The sequence below is a fragment of the Massilia aquatica genome, from assembly GCF_011682045.1.
GTDB lineage: Bacteria > Pseudomonadota > Gammaproteobacteria > Burkholderiales > Burkholderiaceae_D > Telluria_A > Telluria_A aquatica.
This window is the reverse complement of the sequence record NZ_VVIW01000018.1, coordinates 80,138-96,249: the sequence shown is the minus strand read 5'-3', so window position 1 is coordinate 96,249 and position 16,112 is coordinate 80,138. Positions and strand designations below refer to the sequence as shown.

Annotated in this window: 12 protein-coding genes; 7 read left to right on the top strand and 5 right to left on the bottom strand. The window is 60.3% G+C overall.

From position 1 onward, the window contains the following. The first annotated feature begins 5 nt into the window (after nt 1-5). Nucleotides 6-1,034 carry an Rpn family recombination-promoting nuclease/putative transposase gene (locus tag F1609_RS24685; RefSeq protein ID WP_167079311.1) on the top strand — a complete coding sequence of 343 codons (1,029 nt, stop codon included), beginning with the start codon at nt 6-8 and terminating at the stop codon, nt 1,032-1,034. A gap of 11 nt (nt 1,035-1,045) precedes the next feature. Here the strand turns inward: F1609_RS24685 and F1609_RS24680 are convergent, their stop codons facing one another. Both F1609_RS24680 and uvrA read right to left on the bottom strand, forming a co-directional pair. Beyond that, on the bottom strand, nt 1,046-1,534 hold the full coding sequence (locus tag F1609_RS24680) for a P-loop NTPase family protein (RefSeq protein ID WP_167079310.1): 489 nt from the start codon (nt 1,532-1,534) through the stop codon (nt 1,046-1,048). A 10-nt stretch (nt 1,535-1,544) separates the two neighbouring features. Beyond that, the gene (uvrA, locus tag F1609_RS24675; RefSeq protein WP_167079309.1) at nt 1,545-4,391 is read right to left on the bottom strand and encodes an excinuclease ABC subunit UvrA; all 2,847 of its coding nucleotides are present in this window, start codon (nt 4,389-4,391) and stop codon (nt 1,545-1,547) included. A gap of 381 nt (nt 4,392-4,772) precedes the next feature. On the opposite strand from uvrA, the gene ssb reads away from it, so the two are divergent. From ssb to F1609_RS24655, 4 genes are all read left to right on the top strand, one after another. Then, complete coding sequence (gene ssb, locus F1609_RS24670; protein WP_054265190.1) at nt 4,773-5,279, top strand: single-stranded DNA-binding protein; 507 nt, start codon at nt 4,773-4,775, stop codon at nt 5,277-5,279. Between the two features lie 666 nt (nt 5,280-5,945). Then, nucleotides 5,946-9,188, top strand: a complete 3,243-nt coding sequence (locus F1609_RS24665) for a type ISP restriction/modification enzyme (protein WP_167079308.1) — start codon at nt 5,946-5,948, stop codon at nt 9,186-9,188. A 567-nt stretch (nt 9,189-9,755) separates the two neighbouring features. Then, on the top strand, nt 9,756-10,286 hold the full coding sequence (locus F1609_RS24660; protein ID WP_167079307.1) for a DUF6622 family protein: 531 nt from the start codon (nt 9,756-9,758) through the stop codon (nt 10,284-10,286). Between the two features lie 144 nt (nt 10,287-10,430). Next, entirely contained in the window at nt 10,431-11,963 is a 1,533-nt protein-coding gene (locus tag F1609_RS24655) for a hypothetical protein (protein ID WP_167079306.1), read from the top strand. A gap of 61 nt (nt 11,964-12,024) precedes the next feature. Here the strand turns inward: F1609_RS24655 and F1609_RS34785 are convergent, their stop codons facing one another. Continuing rightward, on the bottom strand, nt 12,025-12,684 hold the full coding sequence (locus F1609_RS34785) for a PEP-CTERM sorting domain-containing protein (protein ID WP_229422039.1): 660 nt from the start codon (nt 12,682-12,684) through the stop codon (nt 12,025-12,027). Nucleotides 12,685-12,929: 245 nt separating this feature from the next. On the opposite strand from F1609_RS34785, the gene F1609_RS24645 reads away from it, so the two are divergent. Beyond that, nucleotides 12,930-13,619 carry a glutathione S-transferase family protein gene (locus F1609_RS24645; protein ID WP_167079305.1) on the top strand — a complete coding sequence of 230 codons (690 nt, stop codon included), beginning with the start codon at nt 12,930-12,932 and terminating at the stop codon, nt 13,617-13,619. Nucleotides 13,620-13,708: 89 nt separating this feature from the next. On the opposite strand, the gene F1609_RS24640 is transcribed toward F1609_RS24645, so the two are convergent. Continuing rightward, nucleotides 13,709-14,056: a hypothetical protein gene (locus F1609_RS24640; protein WP_167079304.1), complete on the bottom strand. Its 348-nt coding sequence runs from the start codon at nt 14,054-14,056 to the stop codon at nt 13,709-13,711. Nucleotides 14,057-14,401: 345 nt separating this feature from the next. Here F1609_RS24640 and F1609_RS24635 point away from each other — a divergent pair, with 345 nt between their 5' ends. Next, the gene (locus F1609_RS24635) at nt 14,402-14,854 is read left to right on the top strand and encodes a hypothetical protein (protein WP_167079303.1); all 453 of its coding nucleotides are present in this window, start codon (nt 14,402-14,404) and stop codon (nt 14,852-14,854) included. Nucleotides 14,855-15,182: 328 nt separating this feature from the next. On the opposite strand, the gene F1609_RS24630 is transcribed toward F1609_RS24635, so the two are convergent. Then, entirely contained in the window at nt 15,183-16,049 is an 867-nt protein-coding gene (locus F1609_RS24630) for a LysR substrate-binding domain-containing protein (RefSeq protein ID WP_167079302.1), read from the bottom strand. Nucleotides 16,050-16,112: the final 63 nt, after the last annotated feature.

The window sequence follows — 16,112 nt, the reverse complement described above, 5'->3', positions numbered from 1 at the left end:
GCCCCATGCCCGCTTATCACGACCTCGGTTACCGTTCACTGTTTGCCCACCCTGAGCTGGTGCGCGAACTGGTCACGCACTTTACGCCCTTCACGCTGTTCGACGATGTGGCGCTGTCCTGCTTCGAGCCGGTCGATCCGGTGTACGTGAGCGAGCGCATGGCGGCGCGCCAGAACGACATCGTCTGGCGCGTGCGGATCGGCGAACAAACCCTGTACGTGTATATCCTGCTCGAATTCCAGTCCGGCGTGGACCGCTGGATGGCGCTGCGCATGCAGAACTATGTCGGCTTGTTGTGCCAGAACCTGATCAAGCAGCATCAATTGCCGCCTTCTTTGCTGCTGCCACCGGTGCTGCCGCTGGTGTTCTACAACGGTGTGCCGCGCTGGAGCGCCAGCACCGACCTGGCCACGCTGCTGATGGAAGCGCCTGCCGAACTGGCGCCGTTCCAGCCATTCCAGCGCTATGTGCTGATCGACCAGCAGCGCATGGACCGGGCGGTGCTGGAAGCGAACAGCACCCTGCTGGCGCTGCTGTTTCGGCTGGAACTTTCAAGCGCATCCGAGGTCAAAAACATGATTTTCCCGGCGCTGCTTACCTGGTTCAACGACACGCCCCAGGAAAGCCTGCGGCGCTCGGTCGCGCAATGGATAAATCACCTCGCGCAACGGCGCGGCGAACCGGAATCGTTCGCGCTTGACAGTGTAGAGAAGGGGGCTGACATGGAACGTAAATTTGCAACCTGGGCCGAAGAATTTGAAGATATCGGCTTTCAGAAGGGACTCGCGCTGGCGGAAAAGGCCAGGGCTGAAGGACTGGAAAAAGGGGCTGCGGAAGGCAAGCTTGAAGGGCGGGTCAGCGCACTGCGCAGCGTGCTCGGCACCCTGTTGCACAAGCGTTTCGGCGATCTTCCGCAAACGGCCACGCAACGCATCGGCCAGGCCACGCAGGCGGAACTGGAACAGTGGGTCGAGCGCAGCCTGGACGCGCCCGGCCTGGCGGCGGTGTTCGGCGACGACCCGGCGCCGGCCTGATCACGCGCTGGTCAGGCGGCGTCGCCTGACAGCGGCGCATCTTCGCGCTTGGCGCCCGGGAAGGCGTCGTACACGCGGCGGTGGAAGGCATACGAGCAGGCGTCGTCGCGCACGTCGTACTCGCCCACCCATTTCATCAGGTTGGGCAGCATGCTGTCCTGTTCTTCCCTGGACGCGTACTTGTGCGGCTCCCACGGCCGCTCCGCATTGTTGGCCATGCAGGCGTCCTTGCCCGGATTGATGAACACCAGTTGCGTGCAGAACGGCAGCGCCTTTTCGATCAGGTCGCCGTAGCAGCCTTCCACCACCCAGTCGGGATAGCTGCGCACGAAGGCATACAGGTCGGCCAGCACTTCATACGCCGGCCGCGCCACCGCCACCTCGCCAGGTGCCCAGAAAATGGTGTCGAGATCGAGGTGCATCAACTGGTGCTGCGCAGCCAGCTGGCGGGCTTGCGACGACTTGCCCGATCCCGAATTGCCCATGATCAGAACGCGCATCGCCGCTCCTTTACGCCAGCAGCGGCACCAGGTACTTGCCGGTCACGCTCTCCGGATTGGCGGCCACGTCTTCCGGCGTGCCGGCGGCGATGATCTTGCCGCCGCCCGCGCCGCCTTCCGGCCCCAGGTCGACGATCCAGTCGGCGGTCTTGATCACATCGAGATTGTGCTCGATGATGACCAGGGTATTGCCCTGGTCGCGCAGGCGGTGGATCACCTTGAGCAGCAGGTCGATATCGTGGAAGTGCAGGCCGGTGGTCGGCTCGTCCAGGATGTACAGGGTACGCCCGGTATCGCGCTTGGACAGTTCCAGCGACAGCTTGACGCGCTGCGCCTCGCCGCCCGACAAGGTGGTCGCACTCTGGCCGAGGCGGATGTAACCGAGGCCGACGTCGAGCAGGGTTTGCAGCTTGCGCGCGATCAGCGGCACCGGCTTGAAGAATTCGTGCGCCTCTTCCACCGTCATGCCCAGCACTTCGGTGATGTTCTTGCCCTTGTACTGCACTTCCAGCGTTTCGCGGTTATAGCGCTTGCCGTGGCAGACGTCGCACGGCACGTACACGTCCGGCAGGAAGTGCATCTCGACCTTGATCACGCCGTCGCCCTGGCACGCTTCGCAGCGTCCGCCCTTGACGTTGAACGAGAAGCGCCCGGCGCTGTAGCCGCGCTCCTTGGCCTGCGGTACGCCCGAGAACAGGTCGCGGATCGGCGTGAACAAGCCGGTGTAGGTGGCCGGATTCGAGCGCGGGGTGCGTCCGATCGGCGCCTGGTCGACCGAGATGACCTTGTCGAAGTGTTCCAGGCCGCTGATCGCATCGTGCGGCGCCGGTTCCGTCTGCGAGCCGTACAGGTGGCGCGACAGGGCCGGGTACAGGGTGTCGTTGACCAGCGTCGACTTGCCCGAACCGGAAACGCCGGTCACGCAGGTCATCAGGCCGACCGGCAGCTTGAGCGTGACCTTTTTCAGGTTGTTGCCGGTCGCGCCGGTGATCACCACCTGCTTGTTTTTGTCCGCCTCGTGGCGCTTCTTCGGCACCGCGATCTTGAGCGAGCCATTCAGGTAGCGCGCGGTCAGCGATTTTTTGTTCTTGAGGATGTCCTTGAGCGTGCCCTCGGCGATGATCTCGCCGCCATGCACGCCGGCGCCAGGGCCCATGTCGACGATGTAGTCGGCGGTGCGGATCGCGTCTTCGTCATGCTCGACGACCAGCACGCTGTTGCCGATGTCGCGCAGGTGCTTGAGCGTTTCGATCAGGCGGTCGTTGTCGCGCTGGTGCAGGCCGATCGACGGTTCATCGAGCACGTACATCACGCCGGTCAGGCCAGAGCCGATCTGCGAGGCCAGGCGGATGCGCTGCGCTTCGCCGCCCGAGAGCGTATCGGCGCTGCGGTCGAGCGACAGGTAGTCGAGGCCCACGTTGTTGAGGAACTTGAGGCGCGAGACGATCTCCTTGACCACGCGGTCGGCGATCTCTTTCTTGGCGCCCTTGAGGGTCAGCTTCTCGAAGAAGTCCAGGCATTCGCGCAAGGGTTTGCGCGCGACCTCGTAGATGGCGCGCTGCTGCTTGCCGGTGCCGACCTTGACGTAGCGCGCTTCCACGCGCAGGCGCGCGCCTTCGCACGACGGGCACTGCTTCTCGTTGATGAACTTCGCCAGCTCCTCCTTGACGGCCATCGAATCAGTTTCGCGGTAGCGCCGCTGCAGGTTGGTGACCACGCCCTCGAAAGTATGCTCGCGAATGACCGTGCGACCGCGCTCGTTCACGTAGGTGAACGGGATCGAGGTCTTGCCGGAGCCGTACAACACCGCCTGCTGCGAGGCCAGGTCGAGCTGCTCGAACGGCATGTCGATGTCGAATTCGTAGTGGCTTGCGAGGTTCGACAGCATCTGGAAGTAGAACTGGTTGCGCCGGTCCCAGCCCTTCACCGCGCCCGAGGCGAGCGACAGGTTGGGGAAGGCGACGATGCGGCGCGGGTCGAAAAATTCGATGTGACCGAGGCCGTCGCATTCGGGGCAGGCGCCCATCGGATTATTGAACGAGAACAGGCGCGGTTCCAGCTCCTGCAGCGAGTAGCCGCAGGTGTTGCAGGCGAACTTGTTGGAGTAGACGTGTTCGGCCCCGCCGTCCATTTCCAGCACCACGGCGCGGCCGTCGGCCAGGCGCAGCGCGGTCTCGAAGCTTTCGGCCACGCGCTGCTTGATCTCGGCGTTGACCTTGACCCGGTCGATGACCACGTCGATGGTGTGCTTCTCGGTTTTTTTCAGCTTGGGCAGGTCGTCGATCTCGTAGATCTTGGCGTCGTGGGTGCCGCTCTGGATGCGGAACCGCACGAAGCCCTGCGCCTGCATCGATTCGAACAGATCGCTGTGCTCGCCCTTGCGGTTGGCCACCACGGGCGCGAGGATCATCAGCTTGGTATCTTCGGGCATGGCCAGCACCGCGTCGACCATCTGCGACACCGTCTGCGCGGCCAGCGCGTGGTCCGGGTGGTTGATGCAGTAAGGCGTGCCGACGCGCGCATACAGCAGGCGCAGGTAATCGTGGATCTCGGTGACCGTGCCGACGGTGGAGCGGGGATTGTGCGAGGTGGCCTTCTGCTCGATCGAGATGGCCGGCGACAGGCCTTCGATCAGATCGACATCGGGCTTTTCCATCAACTGCAGGAACTGGCGCGCGTAGGCCGACAGCGATTCGACATAGCGGCGCTGCCCTTCGGCATACAAGGTGTCGAACGCCAGCGACGACTTGCCGGAGCCGGACAGGCCGGTGATCACAATCAGCTTGTTGCGTGGCAGGTCGAGATTGATGTTCTTCAGGTTGTGCGTACGTGCGCCGCGAATGCGGATCTGTTCCATGTGTTGTGTGCCTTAAACGGGTCAGCTCATACTATAGCCGTGTTTCGAAAGCGACGTCTGCGGGGACGATTGCCGCGTCCGCAGTTGCGCCAGGGGCGTATTGATCTTGCTCAGGGATGTTGCATCTTTTTACGATGTTTCTACTGTATATAATACCAGTATTCATGCCGCCGGCAAACGCATGACGAGTCGACAAGGGCTGAACTCCGCGCCGGTTTTGTTGTCTGACTTGACAAGTTGTGGGGTCAGGCGGCTGGACGGGGAGGGTGCCCGTGCGGGTTAGAATAGACATTTGGCATCCCGGCTGACATATAATCCTCGTCTGGCAAAAAATCATCGCGCCGCGGGACGCACGCCGCAGCAGTTCAACAGGAGTAATACATGGCATCAGTCAATAAAGTCATCATCGTCGGCAACTTGGGGCGCGATCCGGAAATCCGCTACATGCCCAGCGGTGACGCCATCGCCAACATCGCCGTCGCGACCTCGTACAAATCGAAGGACCGCAACACCGGCGAGCAAAAAGAGCTGACCGAATGGCACCGCATCTCGTTCTTCGGCCGCCTGGCTGAAATCGTCGGCCAGTACCTGAAAAAAGGTTCCTCGGTTTACGTCGAAGGCCGGCTGCAGACCCGTAAATACACCGACAAGGATGGCGTCGAGAAGTACGCGACCGAAATCGTCGCCGAACAGATGCAGATGCTGGGCGGACGCCAGGGCATGGGCGGCGACGCCGGCGGCGGCATGGACGATGGCGGCGGCTACGATTCGCAGCCGCAGCAGAGCCGTCCGGCGCCACAGCGCCAGGCACCGCCTGCGCCAGCGGCCCGTCCGGCACCGAAGCCGGCGCCGAACTTCTCGGATATGGATGACGATATTCCGTTCTAATCCAGACAAACAGACTTTTTTGTTGATACTGGCCCGCCCTTCGAGAGAACGGCGGGCTTTTTCGTTATCCACGAACTTTTCTCGGATTCGTATGGTCGAAGACTGACCTACTACTTAAAAAATGGTGGGTTCATGCTCAAGTACGTTGCCAAGCGCATTTGATTTTGTAATGGAGAACGCCACACTGTTCTGTCCGTACCGAACGGACTTCCGGTCCATGAAGTGGCCGTCTATCTGGACAAATATTGCCGGAAGATAGGCGCCGGTAATACCGTTCACTTCGTATGCTGCAGCCTAGCCCTGTTGTTCCGAAAACCTGACAAGGCCAGGGGCAAGCTACTCGACCTTCTGGCTGAATGCGCCGCTGCCTAAGTCCCATCGCGACTGAATTAAGGAGGGGAAATGATGGTCAGCGGACAACGACTTGCAGAGCAAAATTATTCCTTAACTGCTTGGTTGACCACCTGCACAGATGAGGATCTCCGCCAAATAGTGTCCCGCAGCGCTTTAAAAATGCTGATCGATTCGTTAAGTTGACAAGACCAAGTAGTCAGGCAGGTACACAAAGTGTAATAATTCGCGTCACTAAAGAATTTTCTTCGAACCTAGTTGGCAAACGAGTCACATGAAAGAACCTATGAAGTCGTCGCAATATGAGCATTCAGAATGACAGGAATCCTGCCACAATTTGCGGAGACGGTCCGCGAAAAATTCTCCATGCCGTTTTCAGGTGATCCGGAAGACCAACTCAGAGCACCTTTCGAGGCACTTATTCGCCAGTTTGGCGCCAGTAATAATCTCGCGATCACGCCGATAGGCGAGACGCGATTGGAGGACAATCTCGGGCGGCCGGACTATGGTATCGCGGTGGCTGGGCTGCTCTGTGGCCATGTCGAGCTAAAGGCACCTGGTAAAGGTGCCGACACGGCCAAATTTAAGGGGCACGACAAGCACCAGTGGGAACGCTTCAAAGGCTTACCCAATATCCTCTACACTGATGGCCGCCACTGGACGCTGTATCGTAGTGGTGAGGAAATTCGCAGCTTTATTCTCGATGGGAATCCGGCTAAGCAAGGAATCATGGCGGTTGGTGCTGGCGACGACGATAAGCTTAACCTTGTCATTAATGATTTTCTCAATTGGAAGCCGGTGGTGCCGGGCACAGCGAAACAGCTTGCCCTTTATCTTGCTCCACTTTGCAGGATGCTTAAAGATGATGTGGTCGACGCGCTGCGCCGAGGTTCGCCGTCCATGCAAAGTGTCGCACGCGACTGGAGAAACTATCTTTTTCCTGATGCTGACGACAAAAAATTCGCTGATTCGTATGCGCAGACTGTGACTTTTGCACTGCTCCTCGCCCGCTCCAACGGTGCGAATACCTTGCTAATTGACGAAGCGATCAACTCGTTGTCGGCGAAAAATACTCTTCTAGGCCGGGCCCTTCAAGTGCTCACTGACGACCAAGTTCTGGAAGATGTCAAGGCTTCTGTTGATATGCTAAAACGCGTGATCCGCGAAATCCCCGCGACGACAATGACCCGGGGAAAACGGGATCCATGGCTGCACTTCTACGAAGATTTCTTGCAAGAATACGATCCGAAACTTCGGAAAGACGCGGGAGCATATTACACACCATTATCGGTTGTACATGCACAGGTGCGATTAGTTGACGACATTTTGCGCAACCGCATGGATAAGCCGATGGGGTTTGCAGAGGGCGGCGTCACGACACTGGACCCCGCCGTCGGAACTGGAACCTATTTGCTGGCAATCATCGAAGAAGCGATGCCTCGTGTCATTGCCGAGGAGGGCGTGGGCGCGGGAAAGGCCCGGGCTAGCCTGCTCGCCCAGAATCTCTTCGGTTTTGAGCTGATGGTCGGGCCTTACGCCGTCGCCGCACTACGCATGACAAGGCTCTTGCAGGATTTCGGAGCCGGCATCCCCCAGGATGGCGTTCAAATATTTCTCAGCAACACACTCGAGTCTCCCCACGAGCGAATGCCGGAGTTGCCGATGATGTATCAAGCGATCGGTAAAGAGCACCAGCGGGCGAAAAGGGTTAAGGAAACAGTGCCGGTTTTGGTTTGCATTGGCAACCCACCTTACGATCGTCATGAAAAGGCGACCACAGCAAACCGAATGAGTACTGGTGCGTGGGTTCGGTGGGGCGAGGCGAAGGACAAGAAAGAGGCTATTTTTAATGATTTCATTGACCCGGTGACACACGCCGGCAAGGGCAATCAATTAAAGAATTTATATAATTTATACACTTATTTTTGGCGCTGGGCGCTTTGGAAGGTGTTCGAGCAGCCCTTCGCGCAAACTGGGGGGATTGTGGCGTTTATTACGGCTTCCTCATTTATAGATGGCGAAGCATTCTTGGGTATGCGAAGAATGATGCGGCATCTGTGCGACGAAATCTGGATCATTGATCTTGGCGGCGACGGACGTGGGACACAGCAGGAAGAGAATGTTTTTGCGATCCAAACTCCGGTGGCAATTACGATCGCCGTCAGGTATGAACAGGCACAGCCGGGTAAGGCTGCAATAGTCAATTACGCACGCATCCGTGGAAACCGATCCCAGAAATTAGCTGCTCTAGAAAGTATTGGGAAGATTTCCGATATCGAATTTGAACAGTGCCCTAGCGGCTGGGAGGCTGAGATGCGGCCGGTCGATAGTACACCAGCCTATTTCGCCTGGCCCAATCTCGATGAGCTGATGCCATGGCGACACTCAGGCGCGCAGATCAAGCGTAGCTGGCCAATTTCGGCGGCGCCGGAGGTACTAGCCCGTCGGTGGTCTGCCCTCATGGAAAACGAAGGGCGTGCTGCAGCCTTCAAAGAAAGTCGCGATCGCACGGTAACATCGAAACTAAATGCCATCGACGGTGCCGGGACCCTTAAACCGATTGCAGACTTACCGAGCGACGCGGAGATTCCGACGATGGTCCGTTATGCCTTTCGTTCCTTCGATCGCCAGTACCTTATTTGGGACAATCGGCTGGCGGATTACCTACGCCCTGCGCTTTGGCAAAGTAGGAGCAGTAAGCAGATTTTTTTTAGTTCGTTAAGTACGAATACCATCACAACAGGACCTGCGATCACGGTATCGTCCGATGTGCCGGATTTGCATTGCTTTCGAGGCTCATTTGGCGCCAAAGATGTGCTGCCCCTGTATCGCGACAGTGCTGCGCTTTACCCTAATTTGCACCCAGAATTGTTGGGGAAGTTATCGGTGTGTTTCGGAAAGACAGTCTCTCCGGAAGATTGGGCAGCGTACTTGTACTGTATTACCGCCCAAGCTGGCTTCACGAGTAAATTCGCAACCGAGTTGGCAGCACGCTCCATCAGGGTGCCGATTACCACCGATCTTGCATTGTTCGACAGAGCGACTGAGATCGGGCGATGCCTCCTCAACCTTCATACATTTGGTGAGCGCTATCAAGCCCGCCAGACCAGGCTGACAGGCCTTGCCAAGTGTACAAAGTCGATCCAAGGGGATGAGGCGGTGACTAGCTTTGGGTATGACGAGGCCACAGCATGCCTGCGGATTGGGAGTGGGGAATTTCGACCTGTCTCACCTGACGTCTGGTCGTTTCAAGTCTCCGGGATGAAAGTGCTTTCTTCATGGATCGCAAATCGGATGGCGATTCGGCCGGGAAAAAAGAGTTCCGTTCTCGATGAGATTGGTCCGATGTGCTGGACCGCAACAATGACGACTGAGCTATTGCAATTAGTTTGGACGTTAGAACAGACACTTGTATATTCTTCCAAACAAGTGGAGCTCCTCGACCAGATCGCAACGTCCAACGTCCTCTTGGCTTCTGAGTTTTCCGTAGTTCCTGCCGAATGGAGAAAGGCACCCAGCAGCTTGGGCGACCAAAATGAACTGCCACTGGCTAGCTAGAACCGTTTACATGGCAAGGGAACGGAGTGGTTGCCATACATCCGCAGTTTCCGGCGGTGGCGCGGCGCTTCCGTGATCATCAGCTCTTAAAACGCGGCGACTCAGTCGGATTGGCTCGCATTGGGTGCCTTTTCGCCCCGACGCGGGATCGACGTTACAGGCCTACCCACAAATCCACCTAGAATCCTCGGATATTGGTGAAGTGTGTGTTGTTCGACGGCCTACTAACGTTCTAGCGATCGCGCAGCTGAAAGTATAGCTACACTCACTCACGCGGCCGCCTCCTAACAACAACTTTTTATACGTATAACCGTTCTGAGATCGGCCAGCATCCTCCCCCTCTCTGTAAAAAGGCCCGTGTAACGGATTGACGTTACAGGGGCTTTTTCATGGGCGGGCGGTTGCCGGCGGCGACGTTCGCTCGTGGCATCGGGATCGCGCAGCTGCGCATCTGGCGCCGCCAGGCTGCATTTCGCGCCGGTATCGCGCGATTCGTCGCATCTCTTTCCCGCGCGCTCCGGTTGCGAGCAAAGTGGCGCCAACTTAACCAACTTTGCGGAACCCATCATGCTGATCCAGATCCTGACCCACACTCCACTCTACGTTTGGGCGATTCTGGCCTTGCTGGTGTATCGTGGCGTCGTTGCCATGCGTGATCGCGAGATGGCGATCCGTAAGCTGTTCATCATTCCCGCCATCATGCTGGCATTGTCGCTGCAGGACATCGCGGCAAAGTTCGGCGCCACCGTGCTCCCGCTGGGCGCCTGGGCCGGCGCGCTGGTGGCGGTGATGTTGCTGGTTTGGAAGTTCAGCAGCGCGGCGGCGAGCGCCGGCGCCACGCCCGGCACCATGCGCGTCCATGGGAGCGCAGTGCCACTGGTCATGATGGTGGCGATTTTCTTCACCAAGTACGTGACGGCCGTGACGCTGGTCATGCATCCTGGCGCCAGCCACAATGCCCTGTTGTCGGCCTCGGTGTGCGCCTTGTTCGGCGTCTTTAACGGCTATTTCCTGGGTCGCCTGGCAGGCCAGCTGATGACCTGGCAGTCATTGCGTGCATCGGGCGCGGGCAGCAGCTATCTGGCGAGCGCAGCCTGAGCACTTTGCCGTGTTACATGGGAAAATGGTGACCCGGTTAATTGCCAGCACTGCCGCCGGCGAGTGTTGGCCATCGCTCAAAAACGTCCAACCTGCCAAGTTGCTTCCCCGTTATCCTGTCTATTTCCCCTACCATTGCATCCCATGGACAAGCTTGCGACGGCCACCACACCGCTTCCCGGCAACAGAAGCGAAACGCATACCCCATCGGGCGAACTGCGCTGGAACTTCATCAACGTCTACCGGGCCACAGAAGACCAGGCGCTGGAAAAGTTCCGGCGTCATGTGATGGACACCGAACCGCACGCCGACTTCGGCGAATTTGCGCGGCTCGCGCGCGCGCTGCCCGAGAGCCACGACGACGCTCGCCGCAGCGACTGGGAAACCGTGCTGTCGGCGCCGGCAACGGCGCTGCTCGCGACCCTGGATGCGCTCAACACCGCCGACCCGGCACTGGCGCTCAAGGTGGCCGCGATGAGCCTGGTCTCCGTGGGATCGTCCTTCGAGATTCACAGGCAGCTTGTGACGCGGCTCGAGGCATGGCTCTCCGACCCGGCCGCTCCACTGGCCACCCGGGTCGATCTTGGCTTGCTGCTGTGCGAGCACTGGCCGCACAGGGAACCATACACACTGACGTCGCTGCTGCTGGTGCTGGTGGTCCAAGAATCGGCGCGCGATCCGGAGCGGCTGCGCAGCGCCATCGAGCCCTTGCGCAGCAAATCGCACAACGCCTCCAGCACGCTGCTGTCCAACAGCGACGACAAGCAGTTGTTACTGGCGCTCGGTCGCAACATGCGCGCGCTCGACCCCTGGCTGGCCGCAGTCATGTTCAGCGGTTTTCTGTGCGAGGTGCGCACCATGCCGGACTCCGATCCGGGCAATGACAGGCTGGCGCGCGAGGTCGCTGCCGACCTGTTCGCCCTGCTCAGTGCCATCCCGGCAGCGCACTCGGACAAGCCGCAACCACTGGCGCGTGCCTGGTGCACGCTGCTGCGCACCGCGCATCGGGACACGCCATGGTATCCGGCGGCGAGCGCGGCGGCCCTGGTAGCCACCCGGCGCATGGATGATTGGCATGAAGCCCTGGGCAATTTGTTCACGATCGCCGTGAATGCGGTCGATCAGCCGGCGGCGGCGCAGGCGTTGGTTCACTACACCGATGCGATCGCGCTGCGCCAGGCCGCGCCCGACGCCGATTGGCGCAGCCACGCCTACCTTTGCAGTACGCTGCTCGAGGAGCTGGACGGCCTGCTCGCGCCACGCTATCGGAGCAGCGGAAGCGGCCGCAACGTCGACCTGCCGCCTTGCCCCGAACATGCCCTGCACGCCATCATGGTCGACAAGTTCTGGGCGCAGATGGAACACGTGGTGGCGATTCGGCCCGACGCCGCCGCGCACGTGCTCGCCAATGCGATGCACAGCAAGGACACCCGGCTTGGCGGCAGGGCGGCCGAGCGTCTGGTGCAGATCTTCCCCCGGGCTGTGGCAAGCGACCCGGCGTCTGCTGACTCCCTCCTGGGCTGGCTGGCAAAAATGACATTTGCCAGCGACTTGAGCAAGGAGCGCCGGCGCGACGCCCAGCAGTTGTACGATCGGCTGCTGCCGGTCCTGCTGTCGATTGCGCCGCAGGCGGCCAGCACCGGCCGGCATTTCCACAATCCCCTCACCGACCGCTGAGCCAGCCTTTTCCGAAGTGCGCGACGCAGGCGCGCCGCTTGCCGGGGGAGACTGGCGCCGCTTAGCGTGCCTGCTTGCGGCGCCGTGCGATACCAAGCCCCGCAATACCCAGGCCGAGCAAGGCCAGCGAGCCTGGTTCCGGTACATTGTTGGCCGGCAGCGCGGTCAGGCTGGCGTTGTAATACAACGTGCCGTTCATGAGCGCGCCGCCATCGCAGGATTGGTTGAAAGACGCGTCGAACATATCGATGGCGCCGGATTTGAAGCTCAACTGATTGATGGTGAAACCGCCTGTCAGCCTGTTGCAGGCCCGATGGTCGTAGCTTACGGACAGGCCGGGATGGCCGGCCGATGGGAAAACGGCTCTCTCCGCATTCGTGTACGTGACTCCGGCTGTCAACGGCATGCCCAATTCGCGCGTCGAAAAATCCAGCATGGCGTACTTGTCGTCCGTAGCGCGCGGGGTGTTAAGGAGGAAAATGAACGAAATGTAATCGGTCGCCGGAGCAGCGGCCGTACCGTGACTGTTGGTGAAGCTGGCGAAGCTCCAGTAGAGCAGCGGATCGTTAGAAGAGTACACATTGTCAACCAGCTTTCCTCCGCTGATAAAGTCATACTCGCCTGGTGCGGCCGCCATGGTGAGGCGCGCAACCGAGGCCTGGCTCGATGCCGCCAGCAGGGTCGATGCGATGAGGAGGGCTTTGCCAATCTTGAATTTCATAACGCGTATTCCGATAAGATAAATGATCATCTGTACAAGCAAATTTCATGCCAATTTCCCATTCACTTGAAAAGTTGATAATAATCAACAAGTTGTGAATAGGATAAATTAGTGGCCTTGTCACATCTTTTCAAGAGTGTAAAGTTTTCCGACAGATCCACCAGTACCGGGCGCCACAGCGATTTTTGACTCCGGGCTCCAACCGGCGCATCATTTCCAACTCCGCAAACCGCACAGGCCCTCCCATGCATGCGCTCACCTTGCACTACCACCCGCTGTCTTCCTGCTGCCACAAAGTACTGATCGCGCTCGACGTGCTGGGCATCGACGTCGACAAGCGCCTGCTCAACCTGGGCGACCCCGGCGAGCGCGCCGCGCATCTGGCGCTGTGCCCGACAGGCAAGATGCCGCTGCTCATGGACGGGCCACGCCCGGTGCTTGAAACGAGCATCATCGTCGAATATCTGCAGCGTCACCATGCCATTCCCGGCCGCACGCTCATTCCCGCTGCGCCCGACGCGGCGCTGGAGGTGCGCCTGTGGGACCGCCTGTTCGACCTGTACGTGATGACGCCGATGCAGGCGCTGACCGCCGACCTGCTGCGTCCCGAGGGGGAGCGCGACGCAGGCGCCGTGGCCCAGGCGCGCGCTGGCCTGGCGTCGGCCTATGGCTTCATCGAACGCCAGCTCGACGGCCGCACCTGGGTCGCCGCCGACGCCTTCAGCATGGCCGACTGCGCCGCCGCGCCCGCCCTGTTCTATGCCATGGCCTACGTGCCGCCCGCGCCAGAGCACAGGCGCCTGGCGGCCTATGTCGAACGCCTGATGGCGCATCCCCCGGTCGCGCTCACCATCGACCAGGCGCGTCCCTATTTCAAGTTTTTTCCCGGGCGCAGCGGTTTGTCGCGGCGCTACTTCGATCCGGACGCGCCCTGAGCCTGCTGGCCTGTCAAGCCCGCTCCAGCCACGCCAGCGGCAACGCGACGATCGATGCCGGCCCGACGGCCACCAGGCTGGCATGTTCCTCACCGGCGCCCAGATCCATCCATCGTCGAGCAGGCGGCTGTCGTCCGGGCTGGGGCGATCCGTCCACGGAAGCGGTTGTGGTAGTGCCCGGGGGACTTGTCACCCTCGGGCTCGTCGAACACGCGTTCGGTCAGCGACGCGCCGCTCGCCGCATCGGCAACGTCGAGGCGGTTCCATGCGCTGCGGTGGACCAGCACATTGCGCCCCGCATGGCGCAGGAAGCAGGCACTGAAGGGCACCTGTTCGGCATGATAATCGCCGCCGTCGAGGCGCATGGTGACGGCGCTGGACAGCGACCACGATGCCGTGCTGGCCGCCGTCGACCACCACGGCCGCATGCGCGCCATCGGCTGTCAGTACCAGCAGGGCGCCATACTGCGCCTGGACCGGGCAGGCGTCCACAATTGCCGCGCCGGACCATGCCAGCGTGCGCAGCGGGTAAGCATGGCCGTCGCTTGCCGCTAGTAAGCCGTTAGTGATTATCAGCATAAAGATTCCAGGATGGCGAGCGCAGCGCGCCGTGGTTCGCAACGTATTAGGCGCAGAAGAGCGACGAAGTCGTCACAGTGAGTAAACAAGCCACGTTGCAATAATGAAACAGAAATCGCGAAAGTGCAATAATTAACGGGCGTATTGACGAGCGATATGGGATACTTGTTGCGTTTTTAACTACACAATATCCGTGAGTCATCATGAAGAAACCGTTCCTAACCTTCCTCGTTCTGTTTGCACTGGCCTTTGCCTTCTGCACCTGGGTGAACATCAAGAAGATCGATACCCATAACGCCATTGCCAAGTCGCCGGTGTTCGTGCTGGCCACGCCGGAAGGCATCACCAAGCGAACCAAGAAGAGCCGCGTCACCTACCAGGTGAACTACAGCTACACGGTTGACGGCGCCACCTTCAAGAAAGACACGGATTGGTTCGATACGGTCGAAGAAGCCGAGAAAATGGCGGCCTCGCCGGTGCAGATCGCCTTCGCCACCGGCAAGCCGGACGACAGCATTTTCAAGACCGAATACGACACGCGCGATCCCAAGGAAGGCATCATGAGCGCCGTCCTGGCCGGCGCCGGCATCGGCCTGTTCATGGCGTTTATCGGTACCCTGGTGCTGCTCTGGAAATTCCCGGCGCTGCGCCGCTGATGCACACCCGCGGCGGCGCCTGGCCGCTGCCGCCAGCGAACAAGCCAGCCTTCGAGGCTGGCTTTTTTTCGACCAGGGCCGCCGGGTCAATCAACGCTGCCGGCATTGAACCGCGCGGGCGTTTATCCGCCAGCGGTGCGCGCATTCTGCATTGCGTCCCCCAGGATAGTCAGGAATGCCTGGCAACAGTAGACGCGTGAACGCGACTTCCCGGTAATCTTCCTGACAATGCCAAGCGTTTCCAGTGCATGGAGGGCGTTGTTGACGAGTAGGCCCGCTAATTAAAAAAAACGACCAATTTTTTAATTAGCGCCGCCCTTACCCACAATCACGCTACCGCGCGTAACGGCCGCAAGGCCGCCATGATCTCGCCGGCCAGGCATTCCACCGCCGGGGTATTGCTGCTGCGGCCGCGGATCAGCACCACCTCGAGCGGTTCGAGCGGCGGCAAGCCTTCGGCGTGGCCCAGGCGCACCAGGTGCGGCGGGATGCTGCACTCGGCCAAGGCCGCCACCGCCAGGCCCGCATCGACCATCGCCACGATGCCCAGCAGGCTCGGGCTGCTGTAGCTGGCGCCATACGGCCTGCCGCTTTTGTCCAGCGCCGCAAGGGTGTGCTCGCGCGCCATGCAGCCCTTGTCGAACAGCGCCACCGGCAGCGGCGATTTTTTCCACACCGCATGGCGTTGCGAGCCGACCCAGACCATCTCTTCACGCCGGATCAGGGTTCCTTCCAGGTCCTCGGCGCGCGTCACCAGCGCCAGGTCGATCTGGCCCTTTTGCAGCAGCGGCTTGAGCAGCGTGCTTTGCAGGCACACCAGCTCGATTTCGACATTGGCGAACAGCTTGGTGAAGCGTTCCAGCACCGGCGGCAGCAGGGACGCCACGTAGTCGTCCGGCGCGCCGAGCACCACGCGCCCGACCACTTCCTGCGTGCGCAGCGCGGCCAGCGCCTGCGCTTCGAGCGCCAGCATCTGGCGCGCGTACGGCAGCAGGCGCTCGCCCGCCGCCGTCAGTTCGATGCGCCGCGTGTGGCGCGCAAACAGCGCCTGGCCGACCGTGTCTTCGAGCTTCATGATCTGCATGCTCACCGCCGCCTGCGAACGGTGCACGGCATCGGCCGCGCCGACGAAGCTCATGCTGTCGGACGCGGCCACGAAGGTACGCAGCTGGTTCAGGTTCAGGTCTGGATTCATGGTTTCGATTTTCGAATGGATTTCATCAGATAAATCAGCTTGTTTGATGTGTGGCGCTGTCCG